Raw genomic sequence first — 21,792 nt, forward strand, 5'->3', positions numbered from 1 at the left:
CAAGCAGTCTCTCAAAAACACCCTGCACTGCTAGCGTTGTCGTCTACTATTGCCGTATGTTAGTCACACACACCAGCATGCAAATGTAGCAGCCAGATCGCTGACCCGCTCTACTATAACAAAAACTATCGACAGTGCCCATGTGTAAATGCGCGTAAATTCGTCAATATTGGCAAACAGAGGCAATATGGCAGCGATGCACGGCAAAACTATGAAGGAACATCCACTCAAAACTATGTTACAGTCTAAAACTGATAGCAAATAGCACTATAAAGTAGAAAATCGCCACGTAACTGAACACAATCTGTTTTTGATCAAAAAGGATATATGATGAGCGCATTACAACAGCTTCGTACCATGACCACCATTGTCGCTGATACTGGTGACCTTGCCGCCATTGCGCGCTTAAAACCTATCGATGCGACCACCAATCCAAGCCTCATTACTAAAGCACTCCTCCATCCTGACAACCAAGGCATGCTGTCAGAAACCATGAGTCGTCATAGTGGCAATATAGATGCAGTGATTGACGCGCTGACCATTCAGGTTGGCTGTGATATTTTAGAGCTTATCCAAGGCCGCGTCTCTACCGAAGTGGATGCTCGTTTGTCTTATGACACTCAGGCGACGATTGATAAAGCCTTAGCATTTATGGAAGCTTACCAAAAAGCAGGGGTTAACTCAGAGCGCGTATTAATTAAGATGGCCGCGACATGGCAAGGTATTGAGGCAGCACGCTATCTTGAAACTCAAAATATTCACTGCAATTTAACGTTGTTATTTGGGCAGCATCAAGCAATTGCCTGTGCGGATGCAGGCGTGACATTGATATCGCCTTTCGTTGGTCGTATTTTAGACTGGCAAAAACGCCAACAAAATCGTCAAAACGTGCCCGCTTTTGATGATATGGGCGTGCAGTCTGTAAAGCGTATTTATCAATACTACAAGCAGCATAACTATAATACGCAAGTGATGGGCGCAAGCTTCCGCTCGACTGAACAGATATTGGCGCTAGCAGGGTGTGATCTATTGACCATCGCGCCTGACCTTATCGACGCTCTGGCAGCGATGGATACTGAGGTGATACAGCAACTGTCACCTAGCATGTCATTAGATGTAGCCGACATGAAACGCGTGAGTCTAACGCGAGAGGAATATAGTAGCGCCTATCAGCAAGACACGGTTACACAAGATTTATTACCAAAAGGTATCGACGGCTTTATTGGTGCTCGTGATGAGCTTGCTCAGATGTTAGCAGCGATGCGTCATTGATATGAGCGTCGAGCGATATAAACGGTGATGAATATGATCAGCACTTTACAAACCTCAGTCGCAGGTTATAAAAGAAATTTGCCTGCTAATAGTAAGTTGGCTATCATGGCTCACTTCTCACAACAAGAAGCAAGGCTTGATTATGAAACGGCTATCAGTGTTATTAGTGGGTGGTGTTCTAGCAGTCAGCACGCATGCAGTGAACTGGTCAAAAATATCAGAAAGTCCTACTGGATCAATTTTTAGCTTAGACTTAGACTCTATTGAAAGCTCCGACATCAATATCATAGACGAAAAAAGTGTCGAAAACATCACCGTATCTATCCGCAGAACATACCCTGCACAAAAAGATGAAACAAAAGTAGATAAGGAAGGTAAAGAAAAAGCGATTCATCATAGCGATCAGCAATTGCTCATCTCTTGCAAAGACGCCAGTTACTATAGACGCGCTTACGTTAACTATGATGCCAATAACAAGGTATTAGAATCTTGGCAATCAGAAAAACCCATATTAACCACCAAAGATTTTAAGATAACCAAGCCAAAAACGATTAGTCGCATGCTAATAGAACAGGCGTGTAAAACTTACCTTACCAGCAAGACAAGTAACGTACGTTAAGACAAAGCAAATACAGGCAATCAAAAAAGCGCGCTAAACTCATTCAGCGCGCTTTTTTGATTGCTTCATTTCACGCTATTCACTAAGCGTTGCCAGTTTTAAGCCTTTAAGACCGTATAGACAGGCACTGGAAATTCGCCATGCAAATCAACCAAATCTAGCAATACTAACGCCCCCACTACAGTATGATCTGCCGATTTACACAACTCATAAGCGGTGGTTAAAGTGCCGCCTGTGGCTAAAATATCATCGACCAATAGCACGCGCTCAGGCGGTAGATTGTTTTGCATCTCAAGCGTGTCCTTACCATATTCTAGAGCATACGCTTTATTGGCAACGGGCGGTGGCAGTTTACCGGGTTTACGTAGCAAAATCATCCCTTTGCCCAATCGACCTGCAAGCAAACTTGCAAAGACAAAACCACGCGCTTCAACTGCCCCTAGACAATCTACCTCATCCATCACGCCTTCAGGCAGTGCGGCGAGCAATGCATCTATCACCTCATTAATATGACTGCGCAGTAACGGCGTAATATCATAAAAATCAATGCCGACTTTCGGGAAGTCTGGTACTGTGCGAATCACTTGCCAAAAGGGATGATCCGTATTGAGCTTATTAGACGACTCATTTTCGACATTTTTAGATGTAGCGGCAGCATTTATGCTCATGGTAACCCTTAGCTTATATGACTTAGATAATGTAATTTAGATAATAATCTATCAACAATAAATGATGGCTAATACTGTGAATTTAGCGGCGCTTATTATAACATAATTGATAGAAATATCGCAGTTGAGCGCGTAAGCGTACAGGTGCTTACTGACAGACAGAAGACCTAAACCCCTTGATAAAAACCAATCAATCTCAATATACAAGTGTAAACTTAACGACGAAAATCACGGTTATATGCTAAACTATGTGCGCTTTTACAGTCTCATCTAGCGGCTGTGATTGTAAATATGAACGTTAAAAACACCCTGTAACACGGATTATAAACACTGATAATGCTCGATAGGACTATTTATGAAACGTTATGAATGTATCGTCTGCGGCTGGATATATGATGAAGCACTCGGCTGTCCCGAAGAAGGGATTGCCCCAGGCACCAAGTGGGATGACATCCCTGATGATTGGACCTGCCCAGAGTGCGGTGTGGGCAAGCTTGATTTTGAGATGCTTGAGCTGTAATAGACGACCCTCTAATTAGGACACTTCATGACAACATCGAATGACATCAAACCATCGGCAACACTACAACAAGACTTAGGTGGCTACCCTACTCCTGAGTGGCAAAAGTTTGGCGCGCACCAATGGCGAGACTCTGACCTTAGCAAGCATCTGTATCAATCAATGATTGATATCGGCGATGGCATTGAGCTGTGTGTTGAGGCAGGTGGCAATCCTAATAATCCACCACTGCTCATGATTATGGGACTTGGCTCACAGATGATATTTTGGCCAGATAATTTTATCAAGCGCCTTATTGATGCCGGGTTTTTTGTCATTCGTTTTGATAATCGTGATATTGGTCTGTCTTCTAAAGTGCAGATTGATGGACTACCGCGTATCAGTCAGCTAAAAATGATGATGCGCCTGCAAACCGGGTTGTCCAATAAAGGTACGCAAGTTGCTTATAATTTAACGGATATGGCAGAAGATACTGTTCGTTTGATTAAAGCATTGCAGTTGGGCAAAACCCATCTGATTGGCGCTTCGATGGGCGGCATGATTGCGCAAATCGTAGCGGCACGTTATCCAAGTTTAGTGCAGCGTATGGCGTTGATGTTTACCACGACCAACCGTGCATTTTTAAAACCACCAAAACCTAAGCAGCTATATACCCTGATCAACCGCCCTGAAAGTCATTCTGAGCGCGATATCGTGCGCCACAGCGTGTGGTTTATGAAGACAGTCGGTACGCCTGGGCATGTCAACGTACGTATGGTGCGTGAAATTGCCAAATTGCGTTATCAGCGCAACTTTCATCCTCTCGGCACGGTACAACAGCTCAATGCTATCTTGGCATCAGGCTCTATTAGCCGGTTTAGCAAGCAAGTCAAAGCACCGACTATCGTACTGCATGGTAGCGCAGATGGACTACTGCCCGCCTCACAAGGTCGCGTGGTTGCCAAGACCATTCCGAATGCCAAGTTTCATTTAATCGAAGGCATGGCGCATGATATTCCTGAATACTATCAACCTTATATGGTGGATTTAATCAGTAATCATTTATTAGACGAATAGTTTTAGTTGTCACACAATCCATAAAAAAGAGCGTAAATCCTACTATTGACTCATAGGTTTTACGCTCTTTTTTATGCTAGTAATTTTACCTAGGTCATTAGATCATGTAAGTCTTTAGATTTGGACGCGCCGCTTAATCACAGCCTACTCCTGTGCCCTCCTTATCGATACACATTTTATTGCCGTTTTTTAGATTACCAATCCACGCTTTACCACCAATAAATGTAAAGGCGGGTTTGCCTTGATAAAGATCACCAGCCGACACACCGCTATTGGCAAAGCGAAAAGGAATCACCAACTCGCCACCAAGATTAACAAAGCCCCAGTTCTCATCGATGCGCACGCCAGCCAAGCCTTCGGCAAAGGGACGCACCTCGTCAAAAGAATAGGTAATCATGGTCACATTATTGTCATCGATAAATCCCCATTTGCCATCTTGCTGACGCGGTTGTAGCATCGTAAAACGATTGGAAAGTGTCTGGTTGGATGAGGATGCATTGCCATTAGCGCTGGCAGGTGCTCGTGGCGTCGTGGATTGCTCGTTATTACTACCATTTGGGTCACTGGTCGTTTTGCCGTTTTCATCAATCCAACTGATCGCTTGATTTTTACGTACACGGGCGATACCATTTTGGTAATCATCAATGTCACTAATCGCGGACGAAAACGGCACGATGGTTTTATTACTAGTAGTAATGACCCCATATTTACCATCCTGCTTTACCACGATACGCCCGTTAGAGACGGGACGCGCCCAACCCTGTCCTTCTTTAAGCACATCATACATCGCAGGTACTACTTCACGACCTTGCATATTAAGATAACCGACATGACCATTGCGCAGTACAGGCAGTAAACCTGCCGATATCTTACTGGCATCGACTTTTTGATAACGTGATAAATCAACGACGCTTTTGCCCTTACTATTAATCAGAGCAACTGGCGCGCCGAAATCTTTTGTCGCCAAAAAATAGCCGCTATTTGCCGTACAATCCACGTTTTTATAATAACTTTTTGGAATTTTGCAACTGGCCGCTTGTACGCTTGGCGCCATAAATAGCGTAATAGCAAAGATGATGATAGCAAAACCAGATATCAATGGTAGTTGTTGTAGGGATAATGAACGTCGCAACATAGATGAACCTAGGCTAATGATATTGAAGTACTTGATGTAAAGACTAATAAGAAACTATCCTGTTTTATTGTGCCACTACAGTGATTATAAACCACTAGATTAACAAATAGTGATATCCACGCCAACATCGTTCCTGTAAGGATGTCTCCACCATATATTCGTATTGTTATAGAGATTTTCTTATATGAGAGAAGCTTAAGGTCATCATTGATTTTATACCTAGCATATACAGAGATAAAACCTGATATCGTGATAATAAATCAAACAATAAGCATAAATGATGGTTTGACCATTTCATTTTAGCGTCAAAACCTAGACAATACGGCTTGTATTAGCGTCAATATTCATTGGCGTTATCGTTGATACAGTAAGATAAAATAATAATACGGATATAAGGACATTATATGGCGATTGCTTCTTCACGCTCTGCCTCTACTGGGTTGGTCATTGGTTGTATTATCTTTGGTCTGGGTAGTTTGATAGTCGCTCACGTTGATATTGGCGGTTGGGCAATGGCATTTTGGCGCTTGGCTATTTCAGGTGTCGTATTCGCTGTATTGGCCAAAATCATGGGACAGCGTCTACCCCGCTCAAGGCGCGCTATTTTTTATGGTTTATTATCAGGTGTCTTTTTAGGCTTAGATCTGGCGCTCTGGCACGAGAGTATTTATGCGGTCGGCCCTGGCATCTCAACTTTATTGAATAGCCTACAGATTTTCTTTTTAGCCGCCATTGGGTTTTTATATTTTAACGAGCGCCAATCTATATTGCAGCTCATCAGTTTGTTTTTAGCCATGTTTGGTGTGGCCATGATAGGCAGTCCTGAGTTTGCGCATAACAGTGCCGCCACTTGGGGGTTCATCACTGGTATCGTCTCAGGGGCAATGCTGGCGGCATCGATGACCTTTATCCGTAAGACCCATGATACTGAACCCACACCCATATTTATGCTGATGCAGCTGATTAGTATCGGTGGTGTATTGGCGATGATTATTCCTATGTTTGTGTTGGATAGTGGCCATATTTTGCCAAATACTTGGTCTGAAATTGGCTGGGTGCTTATCTACGGCACAGTGATGCAGTGCTTGGCGTGGGGACTAATTGCCTATTCCATTCCTAAACTGTCTTTGGCGTTAACTGGATTATTATTATTATCAGAACCCATTGCCGCATTGGTCATTGATTATAGCTGGCTGGACAAACCGATTAATAGCTTACAGTGGAGCGGTGCTCTGTTGACCATGTTTGCAATCTATTTGGGTTCACTGAAACCTAAGCCGCGCGCCCTACGACGTTATCGGTTTTTCTCAAAATTTTACAAGCGAGACTACAAATAGCTTTTATTCTGCATTTTTATCATGCACTTGTTGCCACTCCATAAAAAGCGCCCATGCTACCGAATAGCATGGGCGCTTTTTATGGAGTGATATACGCTGTTACCGTCATTAACTGATAGGTTTAAAACCTAAGCATCATAAAAGCTGATTACTTAGCCAATGATTGATGAGCGGCCTTCGCTTCAGATCCTTGATTAAATAACGCATTTAAGACAATCGCTGCCAAAGTCGCCGTACCGATACCGCCCAAATCAAAGCCGCCTAAATGCAAACTAAAATTACCCGTACCCATGATAACGGTCACAGCCGCGATAATTAGATTGCTGTTTTTGCTAAAGTCGATACGACTGTCTATCCAAATTTTGACCCCTGCAATAGCAATCAAACCAAACACCACAATGGACGCACCGCCCAATAAAGCCGCTGGTATCGTCTGAATGATGGCACCAAATTTTGGTGATAGCCCCAATAAAATAGCCACTACGCCTGCCACGACAAATATTGTTGTGCTATATACCTTAGTCACCGCCATCACACCGATGTTTTCAGCATAAGTCGTTACACCAGTACCGCCAAATCCTGCTGAAAAAGTGGTTGCCAAACCATCAGCAAAAAATGCTCGACCCATATAAGGCGTTACACGAGCTTTGGTCATACCTTCGACAGCCTTAAAATGCCCTAAGTTTTCAGCCACCAAAATAAAGGCCACAGGCGCAATCAGAATAATAGCACTCATCTCAAAGCGAGGCGTATGGATACTAGGTAAGCCAAACCACGAAGCAGCTGACACACCACTAAAGTCAATCGCTGCGCCAAAACCCATGATGTTGGTCATGATAAAATAGGCAAAATAGGATAATATTAAACCAACCAATAATAACAGACGACGCAGCATACCACGTGTAAAAACAGCCACACCACTGATGAGTAATACGGTCAAGGTAGCCATCCAAGCATCAAACTGATTGGCAGACACCCCTTGAATGGTCACTGGCGCTAAATTAAGACCAATAATCATCACGATAGCACCAGTAACGATAGGCGGCATCAAACGCTCAATCCAGCCAGTACCCGTTTTCATCACCAGCAGCCCAATTAACGCATAAATGATACCGCAAGCCATGATGCCGCCCAAAGCGACATTCAAATTACCATTGAACCCTGCGCCTGCATAAGCTGTCACAGCGATAACAGGACCAATGAAAGCAAAACTTGAGCCCAAATAGCTCGGCATGCGCCCACCAGTGATCAGAAAAAACATCACCGTACAGATACCTGACATCAAAATGGCTAAGTTGGGATCAAAGCCCATTAACAGCGGCGCAAGCACGGTCGCACCAAACATCGCAAAAGTATGCTGTACACCTAATAGCACGCTTTTTGACGGTGGCAGATATTCATTGATACCGACTGGATCACGATCTAAATCGCCTTGATAAGGACGCCATGTCGGAAACCAGCGTCCATTTTCAAAGTCTGGATTGTACGGAGGACTGATCGCCGCAGCCTCTAATCCATGTTCAGCAGATGGTGCTTGAGTGCTGTTTTCTAAAGGCGAGGAAGGGTCTTTTTGAGAGGGCATACACGCTTGTCCTATGTAAACTGGGCTAAAATAATAGACAACAGTAAATGAAAAATAAAAATCGAGTTAAATCAGAGCATCAATCGGCAAGAATATGTGGCTAGAAATTATGATAACGAGTAAAATCCGCATCATTTCATTTATAATATGTCGCCCTGACTCATTCATTTATGTTGCAATATGGCAAACCAAAAGTATTATTTGGTATGATGACCATGTTTTGGTAGATGTATGTGGTCGGATATGTTTAACTAAAAAATGGTTATGGTCGCTTATGACTCAGTGTACTCTGCAGCGACAATCAACTTACAGGATGTTACATAGCCATTAGCTCCGAGCATGATAGCGGAGTTTCAAAACAAATAAAAGTTATTATTCAATCACCATTTTTCCTCTTTTGCGTTAATACTTCCATGGGCGGTGCTTCCTCTACACCTTTGTCGGTGCTATAAGCGAGAGCTGCCTGTTATATCCTCAATGAAAGTGCCTAAAGCAGCTATACAACATGTTAGTGCACTTAAAAAACTTGGTAAGTTATTATGATTAGTGTTTTTGATTTATTTAAAATTGGTATTGGCCCATCAAGCTCACACACGGTAGGACCCATGGTCGCCGCCAATCTTTTTTTGGGCTCATTAACCAAGCAAACAGAGCTGACGGCTATTACAGGCGTTGAAATTGAGCTTTATGGCTCTTTGGCAGCCACAGGCAAAGGGCATGCAACCGATACTGCTATATTATTAGGGCTGCTTGGGCATGCTCCTAGTACGATAGATACCCGTTTGACCAGTCAATATTTGTCATCGATTTTTTCAGACAAACAGCTCAATATAGCAGGCACGCATGTTATTGCCTTTGAGACAGAGCGCGATATTCATTGGTATGACGAAACCGTTTTGCCCTACCATCCTAATGCCTTGACTATCCGTGCATTATTGACCGACGGCAGTCATTATCAACAAACCTATTATTCGGTAGGTGGCGGCTTTGTTATCAATGAAGAAGATGCCACCAATCCAGATGAAGATAACGCCACGCCGACCATTGACGCCATTCCTTACCCTTTTAATAGCGCCGCAGAATTGCTAGAGCAATGTCGTCAACACCACTTGAGCGTGAGTGAATTGGTATTGGCAAATGAATGTCATTACCGCAATCAATCAGAAGTTTTTGCTTACTTAGACTCTATTTGGGAGTCAATGCAGGACTGCGTGACGCGAGGCTGTCAAAACAGTGGCATATTACCTGGTGGCTTGGATGTAAAACGCCGTGCCCAAGCATTACATCTACAATTGTGCGCCGAGAAAAACCAACCCATTACCAAAAATGACAAACTCGCTGCCATGGACTGGATTGATTTATATGCATTGGCTGTCAATGAAGAAAATGCCAATGGCGGAAATGTCGTCACTGCCCCCACCAACGGTGCAGCAGGTATTATTCCTGCGGTGATGCATTATTATCGCGACTTTTTATCAAGCTATAGCCAAGATGGTGCACGCAAGTTTTTGTTAAATGCGACTGCTATTGGCAGTTTAATCAAACAAAATGCCTCCATCTCTGGCGCTGAAGTTGGTTGCCAAGGTGAAGTTGGTTCTGCTTGTGCCATGGCAGCTTCTGCATTGGCAGAAATCTTAGGCGGTGATCCAGCTAAATGCCTTAATGCGGCCGAAATTGGTATTGAGCATAACTTAGGTCTAACATGCGACCCTGTTGGTGGTCTAGTGCAAGTGCCTTGTATCGAGCGCAATGCCATGGGCGCCGTCAAAGCTGTCAATGCGGCGCGACTTGCTTGCCGTGGTAATGGACAGCACTTTGTCTCTTTAGATAAAGTGATTGAAACCATGAAAGTCACTGGTGCGGATATGCTAGATAAATACAAAGAAACCTCACGAGGCGGTCTTGCCGTTTATGCAGACAATCGTATTCCTACTGCCACTCATGGCGTCAGTGTAAAATATAGTCAGTGCTAACATAACGATTGTTTAATATAGCTTATCCTGACATCACATTTCCAAGTATTTGCTGAAATAAAAAAAGACCTCTAATTCTTCATTAGAGGTCTTTTTTATTTTGGTTAAATATGCTTGTTAACTAGACATACTCAATGATTCATTACTCAGCTGTTTTTGAAACCACTTCGTTTAGAATCCAAACTGGCTTAGTCATGTTAGTATTTTCATCCATCATGACTTCTTGGCGAACATCTAGAATATAACGATAGTTTGGCTCATAAGTAAAGCCCTGAATATTGCCGTTTAAAGGTGTGTAGTTTTTCTGATAAGTCTGACGATACTGTAAGCATTCTGCTTCAACCTTAGTACCCTCAGCTGTTGACAGCTCACAGACGGCTTTCAGTGGTGCTACTTCTATTTTAAAACTTGGAATGTTAACCACTTTAACATTCATAGGTTGCCCATCGACAACCATCGTACGTTCGTTATCCATACCCATGGTAGAGCAACCTGACAGGGCAAAGGCGGTCATTACTGCTGCAAGTACTAATTTTTTCATTATTAAATCCTCAGTTAATGGTTATAAATACATTATTGATGGTTTGAGATTATTGTTTTGGACACATCATGCTGGTAAATATATTTTAAAAATATCAGTCAATTTTTGCGATGGGTGTAATACTACTGTCGATATTGAGCCAAGCAAGAGTATTCACCTGATTTAGCTTTACCGAATAAACCTATTACGTCTCAATAATGTCGTCTATTGTTTGTTTACTGAGGTCAGTATAGAGCGCAACTCGTCTTCTGCTCTATAACTGCTTTGTAAAGTAACGTCAGCTTTTGCAACTGTTGTTAATCGCGCGTATTGAATAGTAAAGTAAATTGATACTGAGCAAAATTTACACATCAAAAAGCCAGAGTAATAGTCACTCTGGCTCAGTTATTCATTAAACAGTATTTTACTTAGCTGACAGTGATAACCCTTAACTACGATAATCCGCATTAATTTTGACGTAGTCATAGGACAAATCACAAGTATAAACGGTGTCGCTGGAATCACCGCGAGCAAGATCGATATGAATGGTAATCTCGGGACGACTCATGACTGCTTTGCCCGCTTCTTCTGTATAGCTAGGCGCGACGCCACCATTCTGGCAAATCATGACTTCATCGAGATAGACATCCACTTGTTCCGTATCCAAGTCTTCGATACCAGCATAACCAACCGCCGCTAAGATACGACCCCAGTTGGCATCGCTAGCGAAGAACGCGGTTTTGACCAACGGTGAATGCGCGACCGCATATGCCACATCGCAGCACTCTTGCGTGGTCTTGCCACCAGTGACGTTGACGGTCATAAACTTGGTAGCACCCTCGCCATCACGTACGATTAATTGCGCCAGACGGACAAACACCTCGGTCAAAGCCGAAAATATAGCCTGATAATGCGGATGTTCTGGACTATCAATGATATCTGAGCTGGCAGCACCCGTGGCTATCAACACACAGCAATCATTGGTTGAAGTGTCGCCATCGACAGTGATGCGGTTAAAAGACTGCTCATTAATGGCACTTAGCATTTCTCGTAATAGGTCAGCAGCAATATTGGCGTCAGTTGCCACATAACCTAGCATGGTTGCCATGTTAGGGCGTATCATGCCTGAGCCTTTTGACATGCCGGTAATATGATAGCTGCTACCCGCCACGTCGATTTTTTGGCTAGCGAGCTTCGGAATCGTATCTGTGGTGCGAATACCATTCGCCGCGGCAAGCCAATTGTCAGCCCCCAAATTGGCAAGTGCATTATCTAAGCCCGCGATGATCGCATCGCTATTTAATGGCTCGCCAATGACACCGGTCGAGAATGGCAATATTGCATTACTATCCACGCCAGCCTTACTCGCCAGAGAGGCACAGATATCAACGGCGCGACGTTTGCCATCAGCACCCGTCCCAGCATTAGCATTACCTGTGTTAGTGACCAAATAACGCGGACTCATCTTGGCAAAATGCTCGCGCAATACCCTTACAGGCGCTGCACAAAAGGTGTTTTTGGTGGTCACAACCGCAGTGGTCGCGGTATCAGCGATCTCAATCAGTACTAAATCATCTCGGTCTTTATAGCGTACGCCTGCGGCAGTGGCGCTTAGCTTGATTCCTTCGATAGGATAAATAATATCAGGTACTGTAACATTTCCGACTGCCATGGTTTAATCCTTATTGTGAAATTTTTATCATTATTTATAACGGTTGATGCGATAAATACTGAGGCGCGTTGAGCCTTCAACCATGAGGCTACTGCTGCTGAAGTATCAAACACGACCTATATAAATACTACCGTTTTTTTAAATCAAATGCCGACCAAATTGGCGCATGATCAGACGGTTTTTCCATCGCCCGTAGCTCATAACTAATACCAGCATCAACACAGGCCTCAACAAGATCCGAGCTGCACAAAATATGATCGATACGCAAGCCACGTTTCGGCTCATCATTGAACCCACGGCTGCGATAATCAAACCAGCTATATAGCTCTGTGCTCTCTGGATAATGTAAGCGATAGGTATCTGTCAGCTCGCGTGACATCAGCGCCGCATACCACTCGCGTTCTTCTGGTAAAAACGAGGTCTTTCTATTTTTCAACCAGCGCTTAGCATTGACGTCGCCAATGCCAATATCAGTATCTTCTGGGGCAATATTCATATCACCCATGATTATGAGCGAGCGACCTTCTGCTTTTAGGGTATCGATATACGCCATTAAATCTGCATAATAAGCGCGCTTCATCGGGAATTTGGTCGGATGATCTTGGCTTTCGCCTTGTGGAAAATAGCCATTAAGCACATCAATTTCACGACCGTCAAAATCATAACGGGCATGGATAAAGCGTTTCTGTGCCTCAGCATCTTCACCAGGAAAACCCTTTTGCACAAATATAGGTGCAACCTTGGATAGTAATGCCACGCCATAATGGGCTTTTTGACCAAAGTACTCTACGTGATAGCCCAGACTCTCTATGTTTTCTAGGGGGAATTGCTCATCATGTACTTTGGTTTCCTGTAGACCCATCACATCAGGATCGATCACTTCTCGCACGGCCTCAAGCTGATGTTGACGAGCGCGAATACCATTGATATTAAAACTGACAAAACGGGTCATAAATTATCCTATACTAATTGATGAAAATACGGTGCTAATATAAAGAAATGGGCTATGAAAGTGCACAATCCACTATCATAACAGACGTCGACCGACCTAACTCTTGCGCGCCCTGATATCTTAAGCTAGAGTAGTTGTGGTTAATATGGCTGCTATCAAATTTTGGCCATCTAATCATGAACATCGAACAATATTTATTAAAACAATGACCGAGCATCTTTATGATAAAAAATAACAGCAAAAATACAAACACAGTGGCAAGTGTAGGCGGCGAATATACGCCATTGTTTACCAAAAATTATAATGTCTATATTAACCATACTGATGCAGGCGGTATAGTCTACCATGCCAATCATTTGGTGTTTTTTGAAAACTGCCGCCGTGATTGGTTTGGGGAACTGAATTTAAACGGGTATTTTTTGCAGACTGACGATGGAGAAATCCAGCATTTTGTCGTCAGTCAAGCAGACTTGCAATACAAAAGAGCTATTTTGTTAGATGAAGTCATCAGTGTGCGCATCGATAAAGTCGAGTTAAAACCTGCCAGCATTATCTTTTATCAGAGCATTTATCGTCACAGCCCAGACAGCCTTTCTCCTGATTATGCTAATAGCAATGCTAATGCTAGCAGCTTATTAAGTAGTGGCAAAATCGTCATTGCTTGTGTGCAAAACCAAGTCAAAACCAAACCGCTATCCAATAGTAAGGTAGATACTGCGGTTGCTAGTGCCATGCCCATGCGCCCTATTCGTGTTCCAAAGCATTTACGCGATACCATTGAGCAAGCGATCCACGAGCAGTTGAATGCTTAGTGGTTGGATAATTAGTGGTTGGATACCCAATGATTGGACACTTAGTGGCTGAATAATTAGCGATAACGACTTATGCATCTTCATAATAATAAACCGATACTGATATTCGAGAATATTCAGGTACATAGTAAACGTACAGCCAGCATACCTGCCTATAATGATAACAAGGTTGACGATAAAAATATTAATAACAAAAATATGGAAGCCACAGAATCTACAACATCTGCGCTATCTACCATTTATCAAAGATGGATCAGCAAACTAAGACCAAACCCTGTCTCTCAGCCAATCATACCTGCACATCAACGATTATTAATCGATGGCGCCACAGGCAAGCTGTTAGCAGGTCAAGTAGCCGTGTTGACAGGTGACAGGCGCTTCTGGCAGTGGTAAATCGGTATTATTACGGGTATTGGCTGGACTATTGCCCATGAGCGGCGGCAATGTGTGTTTGCGCTCTGATGACCAATCAACCAGTAGTGCTTATTGTAGTATCCATGATACTGCACCGATACAGTGGCGCACGCACGTTGCCCTACTCGCCCAGCACCCACAATTATTAGAAGGCAGTGTGCTTGAGAACTTGCAAATGCCTTATCAGCTACAAGCGCATCAGCATCGCAGGTTTGATATCGACTGGCATATCGCACAGCTTGAGCAATTGCAACGCAGCGCTGACTTTTTGCAGCAAGAAGTCTATCATCTATCGGGCGGCGAGCGGCAACTGGTCAACACGTTACGCCTCTTACAATTGAACCCTCGGGTGTTATTACTAGATGAGCCTACCGCGGCTCTAGACAGTGACACATCAGCCGAGCTCGTCAATCTACTCATAAACTGGTTACAGGCAGATGAGCAGCGTACATTACTGTGGGTAACTCACGATACACAAGACATCATGCCATTAGCCGATCAGCATTGGCAGATGCAAGCAGGGGTATTAACTGAGATATTCTAACGTTGAGCTAACCCTGTCATGTCACTCTTTAAGATGACTTTTTTTAACAAATTCGCATTAACGTCTATCTTATATTCGTCAGTTTATATAATGAGCCACTATGAGCGGTACAGATGACATACAAGTATTTTTAACTTACGGTGATATTGCCCTTGCCAGCAGCTTAATTATCATCGTTCTTATTATCTCTTGGCGGCTACGCTTACAGCTGACCAAAACGCTGTTAATCGCGGCTATCCGCACGGTGCTCCAGCTTAGTTTTATCGGTTTGATATTGGCATGGATTTTTGCTCGTGAACAGTGGTATGAAGTCCTGTTAATTTTGACCATTATGACCTTGATTGCAGGCGCTGCTGCCAAAAATCGCGTCAAACGTAGCTATAAAGGTTTGTTAACTGACACTTTGCTGGCAGTAAGCGCTTCGGCTATATTAGTCACTGCCATAGCCATCATGATTATTTTAAAGGTACAGCCTTGGTACACACCGCAATTCGTTATTCCGATATTGGGGCTAATATTGGGCAATTCGCTCACCGCTATCTCATTGACCAGCAACCAGTTGATTGAATCCTTTCATGAGCAGCAAGGACGTATAGAGATGATGCTCAGCCTATCTGCTCGCCCATTTGAAGCAGTGCATGAGCCAATACGCGCCGCCATTGTCAATGGCATGACTCCGACGCTGAACTCTATGCTAGTCGTCGGTATCGTTAGCTTGCCCGGAATGATGACGGGTCAAATATTGGCTGGCGCTGACCCCACTCAAGCGATTCGCTATCAGATAGTCACCATGTTTTTGATATGTGTGAGCAGTACGCTCGGCTGTACAATCAGTGCTTTACTCATTTATCGACGCTTTTTTAATAAAAACAAGCAGCTGATATCACCTTGATAATTGGGCATAACTACATTAAGTTGGAGTGCTGACAAATCTCTAGTTGATATATTAATGTTGGCTATGATAACTTTTTTGCTTCACTCATCCTTCTATACTCATTCATTTCTATACTCATTCATTTCTATACTTATTAAGCGGCGAATAGCGTATCTTAAGTGACAAACAGCACAACTATCTAATCACGTGAAATTCCATAAAAATCATATTTTTCAGCTTTATTTATGCACTGCTCAGTATTTCACACTAGTATAGTATTTGATGACATTCATGCTACTGTATTGCTTAAATGTATCATTATTTTCTGATACCTTAGTGTTAGATAACAGGTAGAGCTTATTTAAGAGCAAAAATGCTTTTATGATTAAGCGATCTGTTCGTTCAATTGACGTCATTATCCTTTAGTAATGATTAAGTCGTTTTGTACGATAGCAATAAAACCTAGCAGCCAGTCAATAGATAAGGATATTATCACGCTCAGCGGCAAACGGTTTACGTCAGCGCTGATGTGTTTTATTGACACGGATATGACTGCTTTACGACAGAATTCACCCTATTTTAAACTTCAAGGACGCTGACTATGACGCCGAATAAACCTTGGCTTGCCCATTATCCTAATGGTGTACCAAAAACTATCAACCCCGATAGATATAGCAGCATCATGGAGCTGTACGAAGAATGCTTTGAGCGCTTTCGTCTGCACCCTATGAGTATCTGTATGGGCGTGACCCATACCTACGATGATGTTGATAAAGCTTCACTTGCCGTTGCTGCATGGTTACAGGCGCAGGGGCTGCCTCAAGGCAGTGTGGTTGCACTCATGATGCCAAACGTGCCGCAATATCTGCCAACGATGATTGGTATTTTGCGAGCGGGCTACGTTTGTACTCCTGTTAACCCACTGTATACTGGTCGTGAATTACGCCATCAGTTGAATGACTCGGGTGCTCAGGTTATCTTTGTGGTTGATAACTTTGCTCAAGCGCTCGAACAAGTCATTGACGAGACCAATATTAAGCGTATTGTCCTCTCGAAAATGGGCGACATGATGGGCTTAAAAGGTATCTTGGTGAATACTATCATTCGTCAGGTCAAACGCTTAGTGCCTAAGTACAAGTTGAATGACCCTAAGCACGAAGTGACCAAGTTTCCTGATGTGCTGAAGAAAGGCAAAAGCCTTCCTTTCCACAAACCAAAAATGCAGTTAGATCAAAAAGCATTTTTACAGTATACAGGTGGCACAACAGGATTATCTAAAGGGGCTATCTTAACGCAGCGTAATATCGTCGCCGCGGCGATGCAATCAGAAGCATGGACCAAACCGATTACGTCAGAGATTAATGAGGTCTATATCAATATGGTCATGGCGTTACCGCTCTATCATATTTTTGCCTTTATGCTCAGTCTACTCGGCATGCGCTCAGGCTACACCTTTATCTTGATTCCTAATCCACGTGATATACCAGGATTTATTAAAACGCTGTCAAAACAGCCGTTCCATATATTGCCAGCGGTGAATACCTTATTTAAAGGCTTACTTGATCATCCAAACTTTAAAGAGTTAGACTTTAGCTCACTACGCATCTCACAAGCAGGTGGCATGGCAGCAACTGAGCAGACAGCGGCACGCTGGTTAGAAGTCACTGGTTGCGCTATGATTGAAGGTTGGGGTATGACAGAAGGTGTCGCTGTAGGTACCGCTAACGTCATCACTGATCGCAAGTTTAACGGTACAATTGGCGTCCCTGTTCCTAGTGTCGATGTCATTGTCATCGATGATGAAGGCAAGCGCGTTGGTGTCAACGAAGCTGGTGAGATGTGTGTAAAAGGTCCTAACGTAACCTCAGGTTATCTTAACAGAGACAGTAGTGATGACTTTACGGCAGATGGCTACTTTCGCACTGGCGATATCGTCAGCATGGATGAAAAAGGATACTTTAGATTATTAGACCGCAAAAAAGACATGATTTTGGTTTCAGGCTTCAATGTCTTCCCAAATGAGGTTGAATCAGTGATGCTAGATTGTGATGGTATTATTGATTGTGCGGTGATCGGCATTCCTGATGAGCATCAAGGTGAAGCAGTCAAAATTTATATTGTCCCTGCCGATAACAATGTCACCAAGGAAGTCATTAAAGAATTTGCATTGGACAATATGACTGGCTATAAATGCCCGCGTCATATCGAATTTGTCAGTGAGTTGCCAAAGAGTAATGTGGGTAAAGTATTACGTCAAAAACTGCGTGAAAAGCATATGTCTGACAACCCACAATTGTAAATAAAGAAATCATTATCAAAAGCGTTTTACATCATATGTAGAGCGCTTTTTTTATGTGAATCTATCATTCTTATACAGAAAATCATTAATTTGTAACTATAATGTTAATGCTTTTACATAACAACTTTTTCTACAAACTAGATGATTCGTATAATGACTCACAAATTTCCAAGGAAAATGCCGTTCGCACCTTGTTGCTAACCGCTTATCCTCTATACGGTTACAACATATATTTTTTGCTTTATCAAACTTAATTATAAACTATCAAGTTCTTGTATAAAATAACAATATCAATTGTAGTTATGTTAATGTGTTGCCAAAATAAGTCACGCTATTTTTTATTAGTGGGAGTCGATAGTCGTTCAATTCAGGTCAGTTTATGAGCAAGTGGTGCTTTTCTTAGTAAGGATAATAGTAACCAGCTGTTTACTGCATTTAGATCACTGCTTTTTATAGTAAAATGAGCTTGTAGTTAAATAATTTATATAGAGGTCACCGTATTTTAGCAGTCTGTGAATCAATAGGATAGCACGCGACAATCCATTGCTCTCAAGGCGATGATTTATATTGTTGACAAGGATGTGACTACTCTTTTATAGAACCTTAACGTATCACAACATTTAAGGACGCTAAGTATGACAGTAGATAAGCCTTGGCTGGCGCAATATCCAGAAAACGTACCCAAGACCATTAATCCTGATCAATATGAGAGCCTCATAGAGCTGTATGAGGAATGTTTCAATCGTTTTCGTATGCATCCTATGACTATTTGTATGGGTGTCACTCATACTTATGGTGATGTGGATAAAGCCTCACTTGCCGTTGCCGCATGGTTACAAGCGCAAGGCATTCCTAAAGGCAGTGTGGTCGCACTCATGATGCCAAACGTGCCGCAATATCTGCCAACGATGATTGGTATTTTGCGAGCGGGCTACGTGTGTACCCCTGTTAACCCACTTTACACTGGTCGTGAGCTGCGCCATCAGTTGAATGACTCGGGTGCTCAGGTTATCTTTGTGGTTGATAACTTTGCTCAAGCGCTCGAACAAGTCATTGAAGAAACCGACATCAAGCGTATTGTCCTCTCGAAAATGGGCGATATGATGGGGCTAAAGGGTATTTTGGTTAATACGGTTATCCGTCAGGTCAAACGCTTAGTGCCTAAATATAACCTAAATGACCCTAAATACGATGTGACCAAGTTTCCTGATGTGCTGAAGAAAGGCAAAAATTTGCCTATCCAATCACCAAAAACCACACTGCAACAAAAAGCAATTTTGCAATATACTGGTGGAACGACTGGTTTGTCGAAAGGCGCTGTTTTGACTCAGCGTAACGTTGTCGCCGCTGCGATGCAGTCAGAAGCTTGGTACCGCCCTATCACCTCAGATATTAATGAGGTCTATATCAATATGGTGATGGCGTTACCGCTTTATCATATTTTTGCCTTTATGCTGACCCTGTTAGGCATGCGCTCAGGTTACACCTTTATCTTGATTCCTAACCCACGCGATATGCCGGGCTTTGTTAAAACGCTATCAAAACAGCCGTTCCATATATTGCCAGCGGTAAATACTTTGTTTAAAGGCTTGCTTGACCAACCAACCTTTAAAGACTTGGACTTTAGCTCGCTACGCATCTCACAAGCAGGTGGTATGGCAGCAACTGAACAAACAGCTGCTCGCTGGTTAGAAGTCACTGGTTGCCCGATGGTCGAAGGTTGGGGTATGACTGAAGGCGTTGCAGCTGGTACGGCTAACGTCATCACTGATCGCAAATTTAACGGTACGATTGGTATACCTGTCCCTAGCGTAGATATCATTGTCGTTGATGATGAAGGTAATCGTGTCGGCTTACATCAAGCTGGCGAGATGTGCATTAAAGGCCCAAACATCACTTCAGGCTATTTTAATAAAGACAATAGCAATGACTTTACTAGCGATGGTTATTTCCGTACTGGCGATATCATCAGTATGGATGAACAGGGCTATATCACTTTACTTGATCGCAAAAAAGATATGATTTTGGTTTCAGGCTTTAACGTCTTCCCAAATGAAATCGAGTCAGTCATGCTAGATTATAAAGGCATCATTGATTGCGCAGTGATCGGTATTCCTGATGACCACCAAGGCGAAGCAGTCAAAATTTATATCGTCCCTGCTGATAATAATGTTACCAAGAGTGATATTAAAGAATTTGCTTTGGACAATTTGACTGGTTATAAATGCCCACGTCATATCGAATTTGTCAGCGAGTTGCCAAAGAGTAATGTGGGTAAAATATTGCGTCAAAAGCTACGTGAAAAGCATATGTCGGATAATCCTCAAACCCTGTAGTGCATAGATTTTAGATTTTTAAAAAGAAGACAATAAAAAACCCTCAACTTTGATGCTGAGGGTTTTTTATTGTCTTCTTTTTGACTTCATTGCTGCTGATACCAAAGCAATGAAGTCAACTAGTTACTAATTGACTTTATTGACCACCTGTAATGGCAGATGCTTCATTGCTTGACCGACGATAGACCACGGTAGACTTGGTACACAAGCTTCATCGACTCCAGCCTCAATCGCTGCAATGATGGATTTGGTGCCCGTATCTGCATCCACTTCAAACGGTAGTGGTTTGGCATTTTCATTAATTTCAGTACGGATATAACCCGGATAAATGGTCGAGACTTTAATGGGCAATTTGGTTAATAACATATCAGCACGAATGCCTTCTGCCAGATGAGCCAGACCTGCCTTACTTGCGCCATAAGCGGTCAAATGCTTAGGCAGTCCACGCATTGCTGACATGCTTGATATCACCACCAGATGACCGCTGTTTTGTGCGCGGAATATATTCATCGCCGCTTCACATTGCGCGAGCGCAGAGACAAAGTTAATCTCAACGGTACGGCGGTTGGTATCGAAGCGCCCTTTACCAATACGGCGACTATCCCCGACTCCTGCATTGACCACCACACGATCGATATGACCAAAGTCAGTTGCGAACGCATCAAATACATCGAATATGGCATCATAGTCACTGACATCTAATGCTCGATATTCAACACGAATATCAGGATATTCTGCCATCAGCTCTGATTGTAGACTTTCTAGACGGTCGGTACGACGCGCGCAAATCGCTAAATTATAGCCAAGTTTAGCAAACAATCTTGCCATGCCTTCGCCTAGTCCTGAGCTGGCACCCGTGATTAATACTGTTTTACCACGACCAATCTGCTGCTTATTTAAACCTTTTAGGTATCGTGCGGGCTGAATTGCGCTAAATAGCTGATTTTTACTTTGTTTGGCGCTTTTGGTGACTAAATTGATCAATTTATTTTGCATAGAACGTCCTGTTTACATCCATATTATATGAAGTTGACAGTCTATAATATCGCAAATTGATAAGTGCGGCTTGTCTGTCATAAAAATACACAAAAAGTACTCAACAATTATCATAGCCGATTTTAATAACATAAAAATCGGCTACGAGTTTAGAGTGATCATTTTATCCTGATGTTAATCACGACTTAGTCATTGCTTAATTATGACCTTG

General features: G+C 42.8%; 19 protein-coding genes. 12 read left to right on the plus strand and 7 right to left on the minus strand.

Features of this window, described 5'->3' with window-relative positions:
- Positions 1-330 precede the first annotated feature (330 nt).
- Positions 331-1,272, plus strand: a complete 942-nt coding sequence (locus ACP7AE_RS01460; RefSeq protein ID WP_426241105.1) for a transaldolase — start codon at positions 331-333, stop codon at positions 1,270-1,272.
- Between the two features lie 142 nt (positions 1,273-1,414).
- On the plus strand, positions 1,415-1,891 hold the full coding sequence (locus tag ACP7AE_RS01465; protein ID WP_055124106.1) for a hypothetical protein: 477 nt from the start codon (positions 1,415-1,417) through the stop codon (positions 1,889-1,891).
- Between the two features lie 98 nt (positions 1,892-1,989).
- Here the strand turns inward: ACP7AE_RS01465 and ACP7AE_RS01470 are convergent, their stop codons facing one another.
- Positions 1,990-2,559, minus strand: a complete 570-nt coding sequence (locus tag ACP7AE_RS01470) for an adenine phosphoribosyltransferase (RefSeq protein WP_055124107.1) — start codon at positions 2,557-2,559, stop codon at positions 1,990-1,992.
- A 355-nt stretch (positions 2,560-2,914) separates the two neighbouring features.
- Here ACP7AE_RS01470 and ACP7AE_RS01475 point away from each other — a divergent pair, with 355 nt between their 5' ends.
- Together ACP7AE_RS01475 and ACP7AE_RS01480 are read left to right on the plus strand one after the other, a co-directional pair.
- Positions 2,915-3,079: a rubredoxin gene (locus ACP7AE_RS01475; RefSeq protein WP_011280463.1), complete on the plus strand. Its 165-nt coding sequence runs from the start codon at positions 2,915-2,917 to the stop codon at positions 3,077-3,079.
- A gap of 27 nt (positions 3,080-3,106) precedes the next feature.
- A complete protein-coding gene (locus tag ACP7AE_RS01480; protein WP_201539193.1) occupies positions 3,107-4,135 on the plus strand; it encodes an alpha/beta fold hydrolase in 1,029 nt (342 codons plus the stop codon).
- A gap of 133 nt (positions 4,136-4,268) precedes the next feature.
- Here ACP7AE_RS01480 and ACP7AE_RS01485 read toward each other — a convergent pair whose 3' ends face one another.
- Positions 4,269-5,270, minus strand: coding sequence for a WG repeat-containing protein (locus tag ACP7AE_RS01485; protein ID WP_426241106.1), 1,002 nt, complete (start codon positions 5,268-5,270; stop codon positions 4,269-4,271).
- A gap of 404 nt (positions 5,271-5,674) precedes the next feature.
- Here ACP7AE_RS01485 and ACP7AE_RS01490 point away from each other — a divergent pair, with 404 nt between their 5' ends.
- On the plus strand, positions 5,675-6,607 hold the full coding sequence (locus ACP7AE_RS01490; protein ID WP_426241107.1) for a DMT family transporter: 933 nt from the start codon (positions 5,675-5,677) through the stop codon (positions 6,605-6,607).
- 148 nt (positions 6,608-6,755) lie between these two features.
- Here ACP7AE_RS01490 and ACP7AE_RS01495 read toward each other — a convergent pair whose 3' ends face one another.
- Positions 6,756-8,189, minus strand: a complete 1,434-nt coding sequence (locus tag ACP7AE_RS01495) for a solute carrier family 23 protein (protein WP_426241108.1) — start codon at positions 8,187-8,189, stop codon at positions 6,756-6,758.
- A gap of 539 nt (positions 8,190-8,728) precedes the next feature.
- On the opposite strand from ACP7AE_RS01495, the gene ACP7AE_RS01500 reads away from it, so the two are divergent.
- The gene (locus tag ACP7AE_RS01500) at positions 8,729-10,162 is read left to right on the plus strand and encodes an L-serine ammonia-lyase (RefSeq protein ID WP_426241109.1); all 1,434 of its coding nucleotides are present in this window, start codon (positions 8,729-8,731) and stop codon (positions 10,160-10,162) included.
- Positions 10,163-10,304: 142 nt separating this feature from the next.
- Here the strand turns inward: ACP7AE_RS01500 and ACP7AE_RS01505 are convergent, their stop codons facing one another.
- From ACP7AE_RS01505 to xthA, 3 genes are all read right to left on the minus strand, one after another.
- A complete protein-coding gene (locus tag ACP7AE_RS01505; protein WP_426241110.1) occupies positions 10,305-10,703 on the minus strand; it encodes a DUF4377 domain-containing protein in 399 nt (132 codons plus the stop codon).
- Between the two features lie 427 nt (positions 10,704-11,130).
- Entirely contained in the window at positions 11,131-12,354 is a 1,224-nt protein-coding gene (argJ, locus tag ACP7AE_RS01510; protein WP_201539203.1) for a bifunctional glutamate N-acetyltransferase/amino-acid acetyltransferase ArgJ, read from the minus strand.
- Positions 12,355-12,481: 127 nt separating this feature from the next.
- Positions 12,482-13,306, minus strand: coding sequence for an exodeoxyribonuclease III (xthA, locus tag ACP7AE_RS01515; RefSeq protein WP_426241111.1), 825 nt, complete (start codon positions 13,304-13,306; stop codon positions 12,482-12,484).
- A 221-nt stretch (positions 13,307-13,527) separates the two neighbouring features.
- Between xthA and ACP7AE_RS01520 the strand changes: the two genes are divergently transcribed.
- From ACP7AE_RS01520 to ACP7AE_RS01545, 6 genes are all read left to right on the plus strand, one after another.
- Positions 13,528-14,118: a thioesterase gene (locus tag ACP7AE_RS01520; RefSeq protein WP_426241112.1), complete on the plus strand. Its 591-nt coding sequence runs from the start codon at positions 13,528-13,530 to the stop codon at positions 14,116-14,118.
- 72 nt (positions 14,119-14,190) lie between these two features.
- Entirely contained in the window at positions 14,191-14,511 is a 321-nt protein-coding gene (locus ACP7AE_RS01525; protein ID WP_426241113.1) for a hypothetical protein, read from the plus strand.
- Positions 14,486-15,076, plus strand: a complete 591-nt coding sequence (locus ACP7AE_RS01530) for an ABC transporter ATP-binding protein (RefSeq protein WP_426241114.1) — start codon at positions 14,486-14,488, stop codon at positions 15,074-15,076. Before ACP7AE_RS01525 ends, ACP7AE_RS01530 begins: the two co-directional genes overlap by 26 nt.
- A 100-nt stretch (positions 15,077-15,176) precedes the next feature.
- Positions 15,177-15,968 (plus strand): ABC transporter permease, encoded by a 792-nt coding sequence (locus tag ACP7AE_RS01535; protein ID WP_426241115.1) that lies wholly within the window; start codon positions 15,177-15,179, stop codon positions 15,966-15,968.
- Between the two features lie 583 nt (positions 15,969-16,551).
- Positions 16,552-18,249, plus strand: a complete 1,698-nt coding sequence (locus tag ACP7AE_RS01540; protein ID WP_426241116.1) for an AMP-binding protein — start codon at positions 16,552-16,554, stop codon at positions 18,247-18,249.
- Between the two features lie 635 nt (positions 18,250-18,884).
- Positions 18,885-20,585, plus strand: a complete 1,701-nt coding sequence (locus ACP7AE_RS01545) for an AMP-binding protein (RefSeq protein WP_270894141.1) — start codon at positions 18,885-18,887, stop codon at positions 20,583-20,585.
- Between the two features lie 126 nt (positions 20,586-20,711).
- Here the strand turns inward: ACP7AE_RS01545 and ACP7AE_RS01550 are convergent, their stop codons facing one another.
- Positions 20,712-21,581: an SDR family oxidoreductase gene (locus ACP7AE_RS01550; RefSeq protein WP_426241117.1), complete on the minus strand. Its 870-nt coding sequence runs from the start codon at positions 21,579-21,581 to the stop codon at positions 20,712-20,714.
- Positions 21,582-21,792 lie beyond the last annotated feature (211 nt).

It is taken from the genome of Psychrobacter sp. TWP2-1-2, from assembly GCF_049896785.1.
GTDB lineage: Bacteria > Pseudomonadota > Gammaproteobacteria > Pseudomonadales > Moraxellaceae > Psychrobacter.